Source organism: Emticicia sp. SJ17W-69 (genome assembly GCF_051209875.1).
Taxonomy (GTDB): domain Bacteria; phylum Bacteroidota; class Bacteroidia; order Cytophagales; family Spirosomataceae; genus Emticicia.
Window position 1 is genome coordinate 2,619,534 of sequence record NZ_JBNTQY010000001.1, and the last position, 14,271, is coordinate 2,633,804.

The 14,271-nt window shown below is 32.4% G+C and carries 11 protein-coding genes; 4 read left to right on the forward strand and 7 right to left on the reverse strand.

Features of this window, described 5'->3' with window-relative positions:
* The first annotated feature begins 323 nt into the window (after positions 1–323).
* Positions 324–1,520 (forward strand): PAS domain-containing sensor histidine kinase, encoded by a 1,197-nt coding sequence (locus ACQUQZ_RS10710; RefSeq protein ID WP_435354934.1) that lies wholly within the window; start codon positions 324–326, stop codon positions 1,518–1,520.
* Positions 1,521–2,048: 528 nt separating this feature from the next.
* On the opposite strand, the gene ACQUQZ_RS10715 is transcribed toward ACQUQZ_RS10710, so the two are convergent.
* From ACQUQZ_RS10715 to ACQUQZ_RS10745, 7 genes are all read right to left on the reverse strand, one after another.
* On the reverse strand, positions 2,049–4,985 hold the full coding sequence (locus ACQUQZ_RS10715) for a 3-coathanger stack domain-containing protein (protein WP_435354935.1): 2,937 nt from the start codon (positions 4,983–4,985) through the stop codon (positions 2,049–2,051).
* 16 nt (positions 4,986–5,001) lie between these two features.
* Positions 5,002–5,376 (reverse strand): LytTR family transcriptional regulator DNA-binding domain-containing protein, encoded by a 375-nt coding sequence (locus tag ACQUQZ_RS10720; protein WP_435354936.1) that lies wholly within the window; start codon positions 5,374–5,376, stop codon positions 5,002–5,004.
* Positions 5,377–5,387: 11 nt separating this feature from the next.
* Positions 5,388–6,245 (reverse strand): hypothetical protein, encoded by an 858-nt coding sequence (locus tag ACQUQZ_RS10725; protein ID WP_435354937.1) that lies wholly within the window; start codon positions 6,243–6,245, stop codon positions 5,388–5,390.
* Positions 6,246–6,250: 5 nt separating this feature from the next.
* The gene (locus tag ACQUQZ_RS10730) at positions 6,251–7,168 is read right to left on the reverse strand and encodes an alpha/beta fold hydrolase (protein ID WP_435354938.1); all 918 of its coding nucleotides are present in this window, start codon (positions 7,166–7,168) and stop codon (positions 6,251–6,253) included.
* 47 nt (positions 7,169–7,215) lie between these two features.
* Positions 7,216–8,256, reverse strand: coding sequence for a hypothetical protein (locus tag ACQUQZ_RS10735; protein WP_435354939.1), 1,041 nt, complete (start codon positions 8,254–8,256; stop codon positions 7,216–7,218).
* Between the two features lie 136 nt (positions 8,257–8,392).
* Positions 8,393–9,025, reverse strand: coding sequence for a response regulator transcription factor (locus ACQUQZ_RS10740; RefSeq protein WP_435354940.1), 633 nt, complete (start codon positions 9,023–9,025; stop codon positions 8,393–8,395).
* Positions 9,026–9,114: 89 nt separating this feature from the next.
* The gene (locus tag ACQUQZ_RS10745; RefSeq protein ID WP_435354941.1) at positions 9,115–12,021 is read right to left on the reverse strand and encodes a two-component regulator propeller domain-containing protein; all 2,907 of its coding nucleotides are present in this window, start codon (positions 12,019–12,021) and stop codon (positions 9,115–9,117) included.
* A 265-nt stretch (positions 12,022–12,286) separates the two neighbouring features.
* Here ACQUQZ_RS10745 and ACQUQZ_RS10750 point away from each other — a divergent pair, with 265 nt between their 5' ends.
* The 3 genes from ACQUQZ_RS10750 to ACQUQZ_RS10760 all read left to right on the forward strand — a co-directional run bounded on the left by ACQUQZ_RS10750 (position 12,287) and on the right by ACQUQZ_RS10760 (position 14,029).
* The gene (locus ACQUQZ_RS10750; RefSeq protein WP_435354942.1) at positions 12,287–12,652 is read left to right on the forward strand and encodes a DUF2200 domain-containing protein; all 366 of its coding nucleotides are present in this window, start codon (positions 12,287–12,289) and stop codon (positions 12,650–12,652) included.
* Between the two features lie 141 nt (positions 12,653–12,793).
* The gene (locus tag ACQUQZ_RS10755) at positions 12,794–13,258 is read left to right on the forward strand and encodes a hypothetical protein (RefSeq protein WP_435354943.1); all 465 of its coding nucleotides are present in this window, start codon (positions 12,794–12,796) and stop codon (positions 13,256–13,258) included.
* 147 nt (positions 13,259–13,405) lie between these two features.
* The gene (locus ACQUQZ_RS10760) at positions 13,406–14,029 is read left to right on the forward strand and encodes a DUF3267 domain-containing protein (RefSeq protein WP_435354944.1); all 624 of its coding nucleotides are present in this window, start codon (positions 13,406–13,408) and stop codon (positions 14,027–14,029) included.
* Positions 14,030–14,271 lie beyond the last annotated feature (242 nt).

Below are 14,271 nucleotides of genomic sequence, written 5' to 3' on the forward strand. Positions count from 1 at the left end.
TTAGTAATCATTAGCATTTCACTTCTTTCATTTACCAATAAAGTCTATTTTTAAATACATTTCTATCAAATATTAAAAAAAAAACAAAAGTTATAAGCATAAATAAGTTCAAAAAACTTAGGTTATATCAGTTTGAAGTTAAGAACCAAAAAAAAATTCGTATCTTTGATGATTGTACATTAAAATAAAATTGTTCAGATTCAAGAATTGTTTGTTCATTCCTGCCTAATGTACAGCGTACAACACTCCTAAAAACACATCTGCCAAATAGATACTGTCAATTTATCATCTTTAAAATTCAGCAAAATATTAAAAAATACCCAATGACAAACAAACAAGAGAGTTCTAAAATTCTTAAAAATAAGTATGTACCTACTGCCGAATTTTATAGTCAAATAATTGACAGTTTACAAGATTATTCAATCTTTACAATAGATAATGAATTTGTTATTAATAGTTGGAGTTCTGGCTCAACAAAAATATTTGGCTATGAAACTGAAGAAGTGATTGGAGAACAATTTGACTTAATATTTACAGAAGATGATTTAAAAAATGGTATTCCTAAAAAAGAAATTGAAACAGCTTTAAAAGAAGGAAGAGCTACGGATAATAGATGGCACATTGCAAAAGACAAAAGTTTGTTTTATGCTTATGGATTAGTATTTCCTCTCATTGGATTAAATGGGGAGATGTTGGGATATGTTAAAATATTGCGAGATTTAACTGAAAGGAAAAAGTCAGAAGATGCTATAAAAAAATATATGAAAGAACTGGAGGAACTTAACGCTCACAAAGAAGGAGTTCTTGCAATATTATCTCATGATTTAAGAAGTCCTTTATCTTCAATTATAGGATCAACAAAATATCTGAAAACAAATTTTCAAAAAATGAAATCAGAGAATGTTCAGGAAATGCTCAATTTAATATATAAATCTTCAGTGGATGAATTAGAAATGTTAGATTATTTAGTCGAATGGGCAAGAATAAAATATGCTTCGGATGTATTTTCTCCACAAAAAATAAATTTAACGCAATATATTGATAAAGTTTTTGATACTTTGAGCGAATCTGCGTCCATAAATGCAATTAATCTGCATCATGAAATTGAAGAAAATATATCCGTATTTGCAGATGGGAAAATGTTAATTTCAATCATTCACAATATTGTGTCAAATGCAATTAAACATATAGTAAAAGGAGGTAAAGTAACAATTTCATCAAAAAGTATGAATGACAAAATTATTGTACAGATTAAAGACAATGGTATTGGCATGTCAAATGATATTATCGAAAAACTATTTACCCCACAGATGAAAACTCTTTCTGAAACAAGGAAAAAGAATAAAGGAGCAGGTATTGGATTATTACTGGTTAAGGGATTTTTAGAGAAAAATGGTGGTGAAATATGGGTGGAAAGTATTGAAGGTGAAGGTTCATCTTTTTATTTTACTTTACCAATAGAAAAACCATACTACAAGATAGGAAGCTCAGACGAAATTATGTTTGATGAAAGTGCTTAAATGAAGTTTTAATTGTATTTTATGGAATCCATTTTTAAACATTCAGACCTTAAATTACAAAAAACTTTAAGACCAAAAATTTAACATAAACACCTTATTATAAATCTTTTATAGATTGTAAAATCAAAAAAAACATTATTTTGACTACATTCAATCATTCAAATAGCATGTTAGTTTTATACATCTTTCTCATATTTGTACTAATCATCGCTACTGGGTATTATGTTTATAGAAGTGCTGACTTCAGAAAGTTTTTAACTGGAGCATTTTTTGTAAGCGGTGGGATTCAGATTTACCTTGCTTTTGTCAAAGTTTCTATCCCAGTTTTAGGAACCGACATTGTTCAAAATTCAGATGTAGGTTACACAAGAGGCCTGATACACCTGATTCTTTGTTCAATATGTTTCTATTTTGGCTTCATAAAGAAATCCAAAATAGAATAGATTAGTTTCTAAATTTTCCATAAAATGTAACTCCTATGGAAAACTTAGAAATCTTATTTTAAAACATTTTTCATTAGTTTTTTTACTAAAAACCATTACTCTTCACAGCTATATTTTTAATACCATAAGTTGCATTATTGACCACATCTTGTCCAAAAGTAGTTAAATTTATAAATTTACCATCAGTAGTCATATTGCGAGATGAACACGAGTCATTAAACCACTCCCAAGATAACCATCCAATTTCCTTTGTTTTAAGTAGTGGTAAGAGATTTTTATAATTAAAGCCCGATGGTGCGGTGTGTTCTACGGCTGTACCATCAATGCCATAGTAGCATTCTGAATACCCGACGGTTACGGGATCATAACTATCAGCACCCACTTGCTTATTGGCAATTTCACCAAAAATAATAGGGAAATTATTATTGACTGCGGTTGTTATTTCATTGGTTTGGTCACTTTCTGCCCAGTAGGCATGAACACTAAAAATAATATTATGATCAGGGTCATGAGTAATCAGTTCACTGGCTGCTTGGTTGACAAGTGCTAAACTTTGACCACAAAGTGGAGCATCAATCATGATTGGAACATGTAAGCCCGCATTCCGTAGGCTTGTAATGGCAGTTTTATATTGGTTTCTCCAGTTAGTAAAAGCTGCCACATCGGTCTGATTATTCGGATTATAGCCATATCCAAAACCCAACTCATTGACTAAATTGATTATTAAGTATTTTTTATGTTTGTTGAACATCGCAACTCTGTTTGGATTTGTCCACCATGACATATAGCCATTTACAGCATTTAATTTGTTAGGGTCATTCGGACAACCATTGAAGCCATCCCAAATATTTACAAGTGGAATAATTTTCTTGCGTGCAAAACGTGTGATGATTGAGTCTAAATCAACATCAGTATGAGAAGTATTAGCAACAGCATTCTGAAACCAAACAATACGAGCCATGTTTGCTCCAATTTTATCTACTTCATTGATAAACTCATTTGTGCCAGAAAATTGCCAATAATCCGTTGGATAATTTAAGCCAACTGGAATTACTTTTTGGCGATTAGTGTCATACAAATGTCTGCCTTCAATATACATAGTTTGAGCCTGATTTGCTTGCGGACAGTTTTCGATTTTAGCTGAGAAAACAGCACCTCTATCTGCTTTAAACCCTACAGTTAGTAGGATATTTTTTTCGGCAGTATAAATAACACTTGTACCAACATTACTAATGAGGTTGGATGCAGCTATTCCTTTTGCCTTAAAAGTTCTACTACCATTGCTGATGTTTGCAGAAGTTGGGTCATCTTGTGGAAGTGTGAGCAACTCAGGACAATTAGAAGGTGCAGGGTTTATTGTAATACTTTTATAACAAAAAGCTGGCAAAGTTGGATAAAAACCAATGGCTTCATTGCAGGCGAATGTAATTGTTTCGCCTGTATTGCTTGGATTATTAGGAGTATAGGTAATTGGAATTGTGATATTTGTTTGATTGAGTACGAGATTGGTTGTAAGGCTTCCCGAAAACTCACTTGATATGATGTTGATGGTAGCTGTGCCAGCTTTAGACACGGAAATTGGAATAGTGATATTTCGTGTTGCTGCGACACCTTGCGTAAAAGTGCCACTAAGTAAACTATTTTCACAATCTCCAAAAGTAAAAAATCCATCATATACAGGCACAGTGAGCGAGCATGTACCTGCCCCTAAACTTGGTGAACTTAAAGTTATGGTTCGGATACCAGCTACCCCCTGTCCATTATAATCTACATTCAAAAACATGTTTTGTACACCTGCGTTGGCAAAATTTTGCGTAGCTGTTCCTGAGAAGTTAGTTCCACTGGCATTTATTGTAACGTTTCCTGGAGTGGTAATGTCAAGAGTAACTCTTATACTCACACTTGTCTGGTTTCCCAATCTTACGATTGTTCCACCAAAATTCGGATAGGCACATTGAGTAATTGCAAATGCAGGAAAAATAGACGACGATACCTCAGCACATTGCCCATTCCCTGGATAAGTTGCCAAAATTCCAATATCGGTAAAAGAACCATTACTTGGGTCAAATTTCCAAACTTTGTTATTTCCTTGGTCATTGGCATAAATAAAATTACCAATACGTGCCAAACCACCGAATTTTGCACTGGTTTTTGTATAAATTGTTGCGTTTTGATTTGTAATAGCAATTTGACTTCCCCCAGCAACCTGATTGATTAAAGCACTTTTAAGCTTAACTAACGAACCGCCACTTGCATCGAGTGTTGGTGAATAACTATCATTATTATTGGAGTACCAAAGGTTTCCGTTTGCATCTAAAACGATACCTTCTGGTAGTGAAAAAAGTTTGGAAGATTGGTTATCAGAATTAAGAAAAGCATCAGTACAGGCAACAGAGTTAACAGCAGTAGAACATAAAAATTGTGTTGGGGATGCCAATGTATTATCAGTAGCCCATTTTAAAATTCTATTATCTGATAGGTCAGTAACAAAAACATCACCTTCGGTATTTCGAGTAATTCCTCCAATTCCTGAATAGAATTGATTATTTTTAAGGGCTGGCGTATTCTGAAAAATACCTCCACCGCTATAATTTCCTGTACCATCTCGCGGTATTTTAATTACTCTACGTTTAGACTCGCCAAAACCACACGCCACATATAATGTTCCATTAGCTTGATTAACTACGATTTCAGTCGTTACTCGACCAGTTGTTACTTTGGTAACTGAGGTATAAGTTAATGTTCGTCCAGAGATCAAAACACCTTTGTAATGCAAAAAGCCATCGGCCGTAGGTTCATCATAACCCACAAACATTTCGTTGTTGTAAAATGCAACACAGTTTGGTTTATAACTAACATTACTTGGACCAACAACGCTGAAAGTAGTCATTAAAGTTGCAGGATTTGCAGCCAAATCATAAACTTTGATTTGTGATGCCGAATAATATGGCACCGCCATTTTCTGTCCAAAGCAGCAATTTAGAATGAAGTAATTTATTGATATAAAAAATATTTTTTTCATACTTGAAAGATGAGATTTAAAGCTGATTTATAAACAATTCTGTAATTTTTTGACTTTTTCTACGGGAAATATTGATACTCAAACCATTGGTAAGTTGTAGCTCTTTGGTTGGATTTTCAATTGAAAAGTTCGATAAATAGTCAATATTTACAACTTGCCTTCGGTTGGGTCTAATAAAAGAAAGTGTATCTTTCAGCATGAATTCGAACAATGAAAGATTGCGAGAAGAAATCAGTATCTTTCCTGAACTCAAATGAATATGAGTATAATTAATATCACTTTCGAGTAGTACGACCTCAGAAGTTTTGATATAAATTTGCTTCCCTTTATGCCTAATCCTTATAAAGCCTTTGGCAATATATGGTCGTTGTATTTCTAAGAAATTATCCATTTTTTTTGTTTTTATTGGCCTGCAATTGCTATCCATGATACTTGTAAATTTTGCCCCCAACCCGTATTGGCATCACGACGTTTGACCCAAACAGTAAATCCAGATGCAGTTTTGTTCCGCACTTGCATTTGAAAGAAATCATCGTCATTGGTGAGTGAGTTTTGCGTAAGTGTAACTGTATAATTGGCATTAGGCATAGGATTCTGAAAAGTAATCGGCTGTGAATAGCTATTATTTGTACTACTGCCGATCGCTAAAATGCCAAATCGTATATCTTTGATAAGAACGCCACTTTCATTTACTTTCAAACCAAGAGGTAAAATAATACCGTCATTTTGACCACTTACAATCATAGCATTCACACCATAATAATTCACGAACAATAATCTTTCAGAATCATTGTAAATAGCCCATTTAAAAAAGTTATTATTATACAACCTTACTCCTGAATAGCCATTTCCATCGGCCTGTAAATCTAAAAAAGATGAATTACGTGAACCGTCAGCAGCACTTATTTTTACACCTGCTCCACCTGGATGAACCACATGAAGTTTTGTATCTGGCGATTGAGTTCCAATACCAATATTACCAATATTAGTGCTATACTGATCTGAACCATAAGTTTGCCATGCCCCGCCAGAACCTCCATTATTCATAGTTTGCCAGATAGCACCGTCCCAATATTTGATTAAATTTAATTCTTTGTCGAATACCATCATACCTTTAGTTTGACCATAAATTGCACCGATTTGGGCGGTTGTAAGCTGAGGAAACATAATTCCTTGCGGAGTCATAGTATTGCTTTGGGCATAAGTATTGCCTCCCCACACTACAATGAGTATGAGATAAGTAAGAATGCTATTTTTCATGATTTTTATTTTTTAGTTTTCAACCAATCAGATATTGATTTATAAAATGCTTCAGATTGTTCAATCCAAATGAAATGTCCAGCATTTTTGATGACAGAAAGTTTTGAGTTTTTGATTCCTTTATGTATCCGAGCTGCGTGTGAAACTCGATCGCAAATAAAATCATCATCACCAACAACTATAAGCGTAGGAACTGTAATTTTTGGTAGTAAATCAAGCATACGTTCTGAGCCTAAGCCACCCTTTGAGGTCATTTCCCAAGCTTTTTGGCTTAGTTGTACATTTTCTACAGCAAAGAATTTAGAAAGATTAATTTGGTCATGAAAATAAAAAGGCATAATGTTGGGCATTTCTTCACTCAGTGTGCGTTTAGTAGTATCAGTTCCTAATAAAATTGCCGAGCCAATTTTATAATATGGTTCATTTTTACGTTTTTCTATTGCTTTCACAAACTCAGATTGTGCAAGCTTATCCAGTCCTGCGAAAGCTGCAATGGCAATTATACCGTTTAAATTTTTATTGTATTTTATACCATAATTTAAAACTTGCCAACCACCCATCGAATGTCCCATAACCCAAATTTTATCTTGTTTAAGGTGTTGACGTAGTTTTTCAATATCTTCCACAAAATCTGCAGTTTGATAATCTTCAGGTTTTTCAGAAGCCTCTGATTTTCCAGATGCACGAGTATCAAGCCAAACTACCGTAAAATATTTTTCAAGTTCAGGCATTGAATTTTTATAGGCATCAAGATTGGGTCCCCAACCTGGTGTTGGAAATATACAAACTGGGCCTTTGCCACTGATTTCATAATGAAGTTTTAAACCATTGATTGTGGCATAATGCTCTCCTTTAGCTATCGGAGATTGAGCAAAAGTCAAGCTACCTACAAGCATTAAAATTAAAATTTGATATATTTTCATGAGTTTATGATAAATGAAAAAGTAATATATTTTTTTAATTATTCTATTCAATTGAGAGGTTGGTATTGATATAAAATTCGTGGATTTTGTCCCCAAGCATTATCATCAATGCGACAAACCCTCATAACTGCACCTATTTGGAAACCTGTTAATGGATCAGTCAAATATTTACGAAGTGAAACAGCGAAACAATCTGGAAAATCAGTGGATGGTTCATTTGCAACAATGCAAGAAATGTTTGAAAATGGCTCTCCAAAATTTAAATTAACATCCTTACATTTAGTATTACTTGTTCCAATCGAAATGTTTCCAGATTTGAATGGTTTAATGTCAAGTCCACCAACTTGTAAAGCAGATCCGCTTATATTATTACCATAAATATTATTGAATGAAGCATTGCCTTCTTGGTCAATACGAACAAGTTCCTGAATACCCATAAAAACAGTTCTAAAATTCAAATCAGCTTTTTCTGTCTGACTTTGACATACAATATTTGTTGAACCATACTTATAAATGTTTTCACAAGAAATAGCAGCTTGAAACTGTGGTGAACTATTTTTTAATTGTATGGCATATTGTTTACCAGCTTGAAGTCTGAGCGGAAATGGAGAAAGACTAAAACGTACATAATCTTTAGGTGGACAAGGCCTATTTGGACGGCAGTTGAGTCCAACATTCAGTAAGCTTTCATCGCTGGTGGCGATAATTGTATTATTTGCCAAATCAATAATTTCTAAAATACAATTTGTAATTACCCTTGTACCTAAATTCGGATTTTGATCAATTCCATCAATGTCCACATAAACTATCAAACCATCAACAGTTGGAGTGTATGTTTGTACAATACTTGAATTGGTTGTGGTTGAATAGTTTGTAGAATTGACGATCGTTTCAAAGAATTGAGTTCCTCCAACATCTTCTTTCAAGATTGAAATACCTGAATTTTTAAGCTGTAAAAAATTATTACTGTGATTGAAGTACAGCGATTCTTTTTCGTAAACATTAACAGCTCCACTCGGATTAATGAGTAATTGAGAAAATACTCGAAAACTAATTAAAATAAATAAGGCAACGATTATATATTTCATGAGGCATTTTTTTGTACAAAATTGCTCACAATAGGAATTATCATCAATGCCATGATTGGGGGAAATGCAATGGGTTTCAGACCGTTTACTCAATAATTCATAATGTCAATAACCCTTTTGGGTCATTCGAATCATTTTAAGAATGGATGATTCCGCTGCGAATAGCTTTGGCAACTGCTTCTGGTCCACATTGCACGTGAAGTTTCTGATACGTATTCTTAATGTGGCGTCTGACCGTTTCGACCGAAATGTTCAATTCTATCGAAATCATGCGGTAAGAAAAACCTTTAGCAAGGTAAGTAAGCACCTCAATTTCTCGGTCAGTGAGGTTAAAATCGTCAGTAACTATCTGTTTGCGAAAGGATTGTAACACTTTGTTGGCAATAAAGGGCGACATTGGAGCTCCGCCCTCATTTACTTCCTTAATAGCCTGTATAAGACGAGTTGAAGAATCTTTTTTAAGAATATAGCCATCGGCACCTTTGCTGAGGCATTCAAACAAATGCTCATTTCCATCAAAAACTGTGTGCATAATAATTTTGATTAGTGGAAAATGACTCTTGATTTCAACCACGCCTTCAATACCATTACGTTGGGGCATATCAATATCCATTACAATTACATCTGGTCGTTCAATCAACGTATTTTGGAGTGCATTCATACAATTTTCATGACAAGCCATCAGTTCAAAACCTTCGGTGCTTTCAATCATCAATGACAAAAGTTGGCTCAAACGTATATTATCTTCGTAGATGGATATCTTTATCATGACTTTTTTTGATACAAATTTCGGAAATTCTTGGTTGACAAGAAATAACCCATTTAGGGAAAGTTTGTGGAACAATTTTCATTTACATATCAACGAAGTGGAATTTTCAACTCATATCGAGTACCATTACCTGTTTCACTTTTGATTTCGCAAGTTCCTTTTAGTTCTTGTACACGAGTTTTAACATTTTTCACCCCATTCCGATTAGATGGCAAATTAATATCAAATCCCCTACCATTATCAGAAAAAAGAATTTCTAATTGATTAGCTTTTAAGCGACATCTTAAAGCTATTATCGTACATTGACTATGTTTTAAAGCGTTGTTTATCAATTCTTTACATATTAAATAAACATTTCTTTTTTTCTCCATAGACATACTTTTATTATCTAAATTATGGGCTTCATATTCATATTGAATTCCCTTTGCTTCGATAAGTTCAGCAGCTTCAGAGTTGATACGAGTAAACAAACTTTCGAGGTTATCAAACTGCGGATTTATATTCCAAATAATATAGTCAATGGCAGTTCCAGCTTGTTTTGCTTCTTCGCTAATCATTTCAGCATAAGTAAAACTTGGATGATTTTCTCCAAGTTTTTGTATGACCAAACCACCTAAAATGCCAATACTGCTCAAAGAAGTGCCAATTTCATCATGTAAATCAGATGATATTCGGTTTCTTATAGCTTGTATTTTTTTAAACTCATTGAGTCGATACCAATAAATGCCATTAACTAAGCCTATCAAAATTAATCCAAGTAAGATTTTAAACCATAGTGTTTCATACCAAGCTGGCAAAATTTCAAATTTTATTTTTAATGTATTTGTATTCCAACTACTGGCAATTTCGGCATATTGAACTTCCAATTCGTATTCTCCTTGTTTCAAATTTGAAAAGGTAATGGTTGGATTTACGCCATTTTCAATCCATTTTTCGTTCATCGCTGTAAGTCGATAACGAAATTTATTTTGGGCTTGATTCTCGAAATTAAGTGGGCTAAAAGCAAAACTTAGGTTATTCTGCTGACGAGAAAAAACGAGAGTTTTTGATAAATCAACCTGATATTGCGTGCCTAAAATATTCACTCTACTAAGTTGCAATTGATTGCTTATGTTCTTTATACCAACATTTTCCAAATTCAAGATTGAAAAACCCCTCTTATGTCCAAGGAAAAGTTCATTTTTTGTCATCAAAAAGCCATTCCGAATATCATTATTTAAAAGTCCATCAAACTGTGTAAATCGGTTGATTTGCTTATCTTTTGATATACAAATTAAACCTTCAGCAGTACCAATCCATGTATTTCCGTTTTGATCCTCTGCTATTGCAAAGCACTGACCATCAGCAAATATTGGCTTCAATTCCTCTGCATGAACTTCATCTACAATAATACCTTTCGCATTCAATCGATTAAAACCACCATAGCCTGAAAACAACAAATCGCCCTTTGGTGTGGACGAAACATCAAGGTAATAATCAGTTACGAATCGCTTATGGTCATTAATAGAACTTAATTCTTGAAACTCGTTGGTTTTCAAATCAAAACAAGCTATGCCAAAACCACTCGGAATCCAACCTGCCAGCCACATTTTTTTATCCGACGTAAATTGTAGTTTCAAGAATAGGTTTTCCTTAAAAAAAATTGGGTTAGGATTTTTTTTCCAAGGTTTAATGAATTCTTTTTTGTTAAAATCAAAGACAATGATTGGTTGATTAGGAGCTAAAATCCAAAGTCGATTTTGGTCGTCGAGTTCAATATCATTCACTCCGTGTGAAAGAAGTTTCTCAATGATTCCGCCTTGTTTTTTTACAATCAGACTTTTATTACTTCCGATATAAATATTATTTTTAACGACTTTTATGGTACTGATTTCTGTTGAAGGTAACTGCGTAATTTTCGTAAATTTATTGCTTGTTTTATTCCATCGAAGTACATCGCCCGAACTCATTCCAAGTAAAAAATTTTGTTCATCCTCTACTTCAAAACAACGAACGGAAGCAGGATAACTCAGAATGTTTTTAGGAATCAAAACTTGCCTAATGAGTTGATTGATAGCTTCTTTCTTCATTAAACCTTCATTTGTTCCAAGCCAAAGTTCGGTCTTTTGTTTGTCGATAAAAAATGTATTTAAGGTAATATCTTCCTCAATATTTTCTATCTTTTCAAAGTTTTTTTTGTAAATATCAAAAAGAAAAAGAGTATTGTGAGAAATACACATAAGATATTGCTTATTCAAAAATTGAATTTGCTCAACTGACTCATTCATGCTGTATTTCTTTAATAGAGTCTTGCTTCTTGGGTTGAAATTTAATAATTCTCCATGCTGATTCCCCAACCAAAGTGTTTGAGTATTTGTATCAAATGTCAACGATAATAAGTTTTTTTCTGCCAAATATGTTATCCATTTTTTTCTATTTTTATCAAATCTTGCCAAACCAAGCGGACTCACCGACCAGAGGTTGTTTTCGGAATCTTCTACAAATTTTGCCAGATTTGGGTTTTGTTGATTCTCATTCAGGACTTTGTAATATGTAAGGTGTTTGTTTTGGGGGTCATAAGATTTTATATGATGAAAATCTGTTGACCAAACAACACCTTGTCTATCAACAAAAACACCATTGTAATGATCGTTGTCTGGAATATTATCGCTTAAAATATTAGAGATTTTTAGTGTCAAAATCATTGATTTAGTATTTAATGAAAAAAGGCCCTTTTCATTACTAAACCATAATATACCATCTTTTGAAATTGCCAATCCATTTGGGCTGGATATTGCTCCAAAAGTTTGAAATTGATAACCATCATATCGTGAAACCCCTAAGTTGGTAGCCAGCCATAAAAAACCTTGTGTGTCTTTTGTAATTCCTAAAACATTATTTGAAGAAAGCCCATTTTTGGTTGTAATTTTATTAAAAGTCAGGTTTTGTGCTTGAATTTTGTTGGAAAAAAGTAATATCAATAAAAAAAAGATGGACTTAATACAGATTTGGGTCATAACTTTTATTCAGATTAATCAATCGTTGGCGTCCGAAATATACAATAAATAGGTTAATAAATACTAACTCAACTTTAAGTTAGAAACTTATGTTTACTTTTTTTAATAACCAATAAATTTACTCAATATCTTAGGAATAATTAATGACACTTATACATACTATTTTTAGTAAAAATCAATGTAAAATATTATTTTTGTAGGATACAAAAGATGTTTTATTTGAGCTCTGTGGGCTTTAAAATTATTGACAAGTAAAAATAAGATTATGAAAAATACAGCTCAGCATGATGAACGTATGGCAAAAATGACTTTTGCGACTGTCTATCCTCTTTATGTTGCAAAAATTGAAAAAAAAGATAGAACCAAAGAAGAATTACATCAAGTGATTGAGTGGCTAACTGGCTATGACTTAAACAAACTACAAAAACTCATTGAAGAGAAAGCATCTTTTGAAAAATTCTTTCAAAATGCCTCATTAAATCCTCATGCACACCTTATTACTGGTTTAATTTGTGGTTATCGCATAGAAGAAATTGAAAATAATCTAACAAAACAAGTAAGATATTTGGACAAATTAGTCGATGAATTGGCTAAAGGACGAAAAATGGAGAAGATTTTGCGAGTTGCTTAATGAATTTTAGTGCAAAGTAATTTAAGTACTGAACTACCAACAACTAAATTATTGAATATCAATCATTTACACATTTTCATCTTTTACAAAACTTGCTTCAATTGTTTAGATTCAAATACACTATTTTTCAGTCAATTCCCAATGGGTATTCAAGCATCAGCCAAAATAAATATCAATAGAGATATTAAAACCGTCTTTGATTTTATTTCAAATCTTGAAAATGACAAATTATGGAGGAAGGAGATAAATAGCACTTCAATGTCAAGTAAACCTCAAATCAATGTAATTGCCACCGAAGATTCATTTTTATCTAAACGTGTACCTAATCAAATTTTACATTTAAAATGTATTGATTTTCTTACTGAAAAACAGGTTATTTATCAAACTTTAGAAAACTCTCCGTTCTTTTTGAAAAGTACTAGACAAGTCGAATTTATTTCACCCATGCAAACAAATGTGAATTATAGTATAGAATTTGACAAAAGTATAGTCAAACATGGTATTGGTTTTACTTTGCCAACATTTATCATCAATTGGGTCACAAAAACCGACATGAAAAAGTATCTTGTCAAATTAAAATCAGTTATAGAAGAAACACAAGCTTAAATATTAGTCTTATTAAACACTTTCTCTATATTATCAAATTGTAAAAATTGACAAAAAAAATAACAATTTGATACATAACAGGTTTTTATTCAAAAATAGAACAATTATAGTTACTTATTCTGTCTTTGAAAAAAACCAATCTGAAAAATGAAAATCAAACCTGAAGAGTTAGAAGATAATGGATATATATTGCTTGACAGTTTAGGACACCAAGAATTAGTTCCTTTTATACAAACATATATTAAGAAATCTACAAAATACTCAATTACCTACTATCTATGCAACTTCTTCGTTTTCATTTTAGCTGGATATGCTTTCATGGAAGGTTTTGACAAACCTTCCTATAATATTGAAAATAGATTAACACATTTTTGTTATGGATTGGGAATTGCCTTTGTATTATTGCCAATTCACGAATATATTCATGTATTAGCTTACAAATCACAGGGAGCCACCAATACTTCTTACAGTGCTAATATAAAAAAATTCTACTTTATGGCTCTTGCTGACAAATTTGTTGCCAATAAGAAAGAGTTTGAAATTATTGCTCTTTCGCCTTTTGTCATAATTACATCCATTTTAAGTATTTTATTATGCCTTGTAAATGCAACTTGGACTTTGACAATCATTGGTATATTATTAGCACATACGTCGATGTGTTCTGGTGATTTTGGCTTATTAAGTTTTTTTGAATTTTATAAAAATAAAGAACCAGTAACTTATGATGACGTCGAAAATGGCATTTCGTATTTTTATCAAAAAGTCGAATAAAAAAATCTTTCAAGCATTTTTTACTCTTCAATAATACGATAGAATTTATTATTTTAAAAATTCAATGACTTCATAAATTCAAATCAATAAGCATCAACACTTTATTTATAAAATAATTCTAAGCAATTATATAACAATTTTTATAAGTTAAAAAATTTAGAAAAACCATATTTAAAACTATTTGCATTCGGTTTATTATTTCTCGCTTTGTTCGTTTAATTAAATTAATTTTGCGTTTTCAA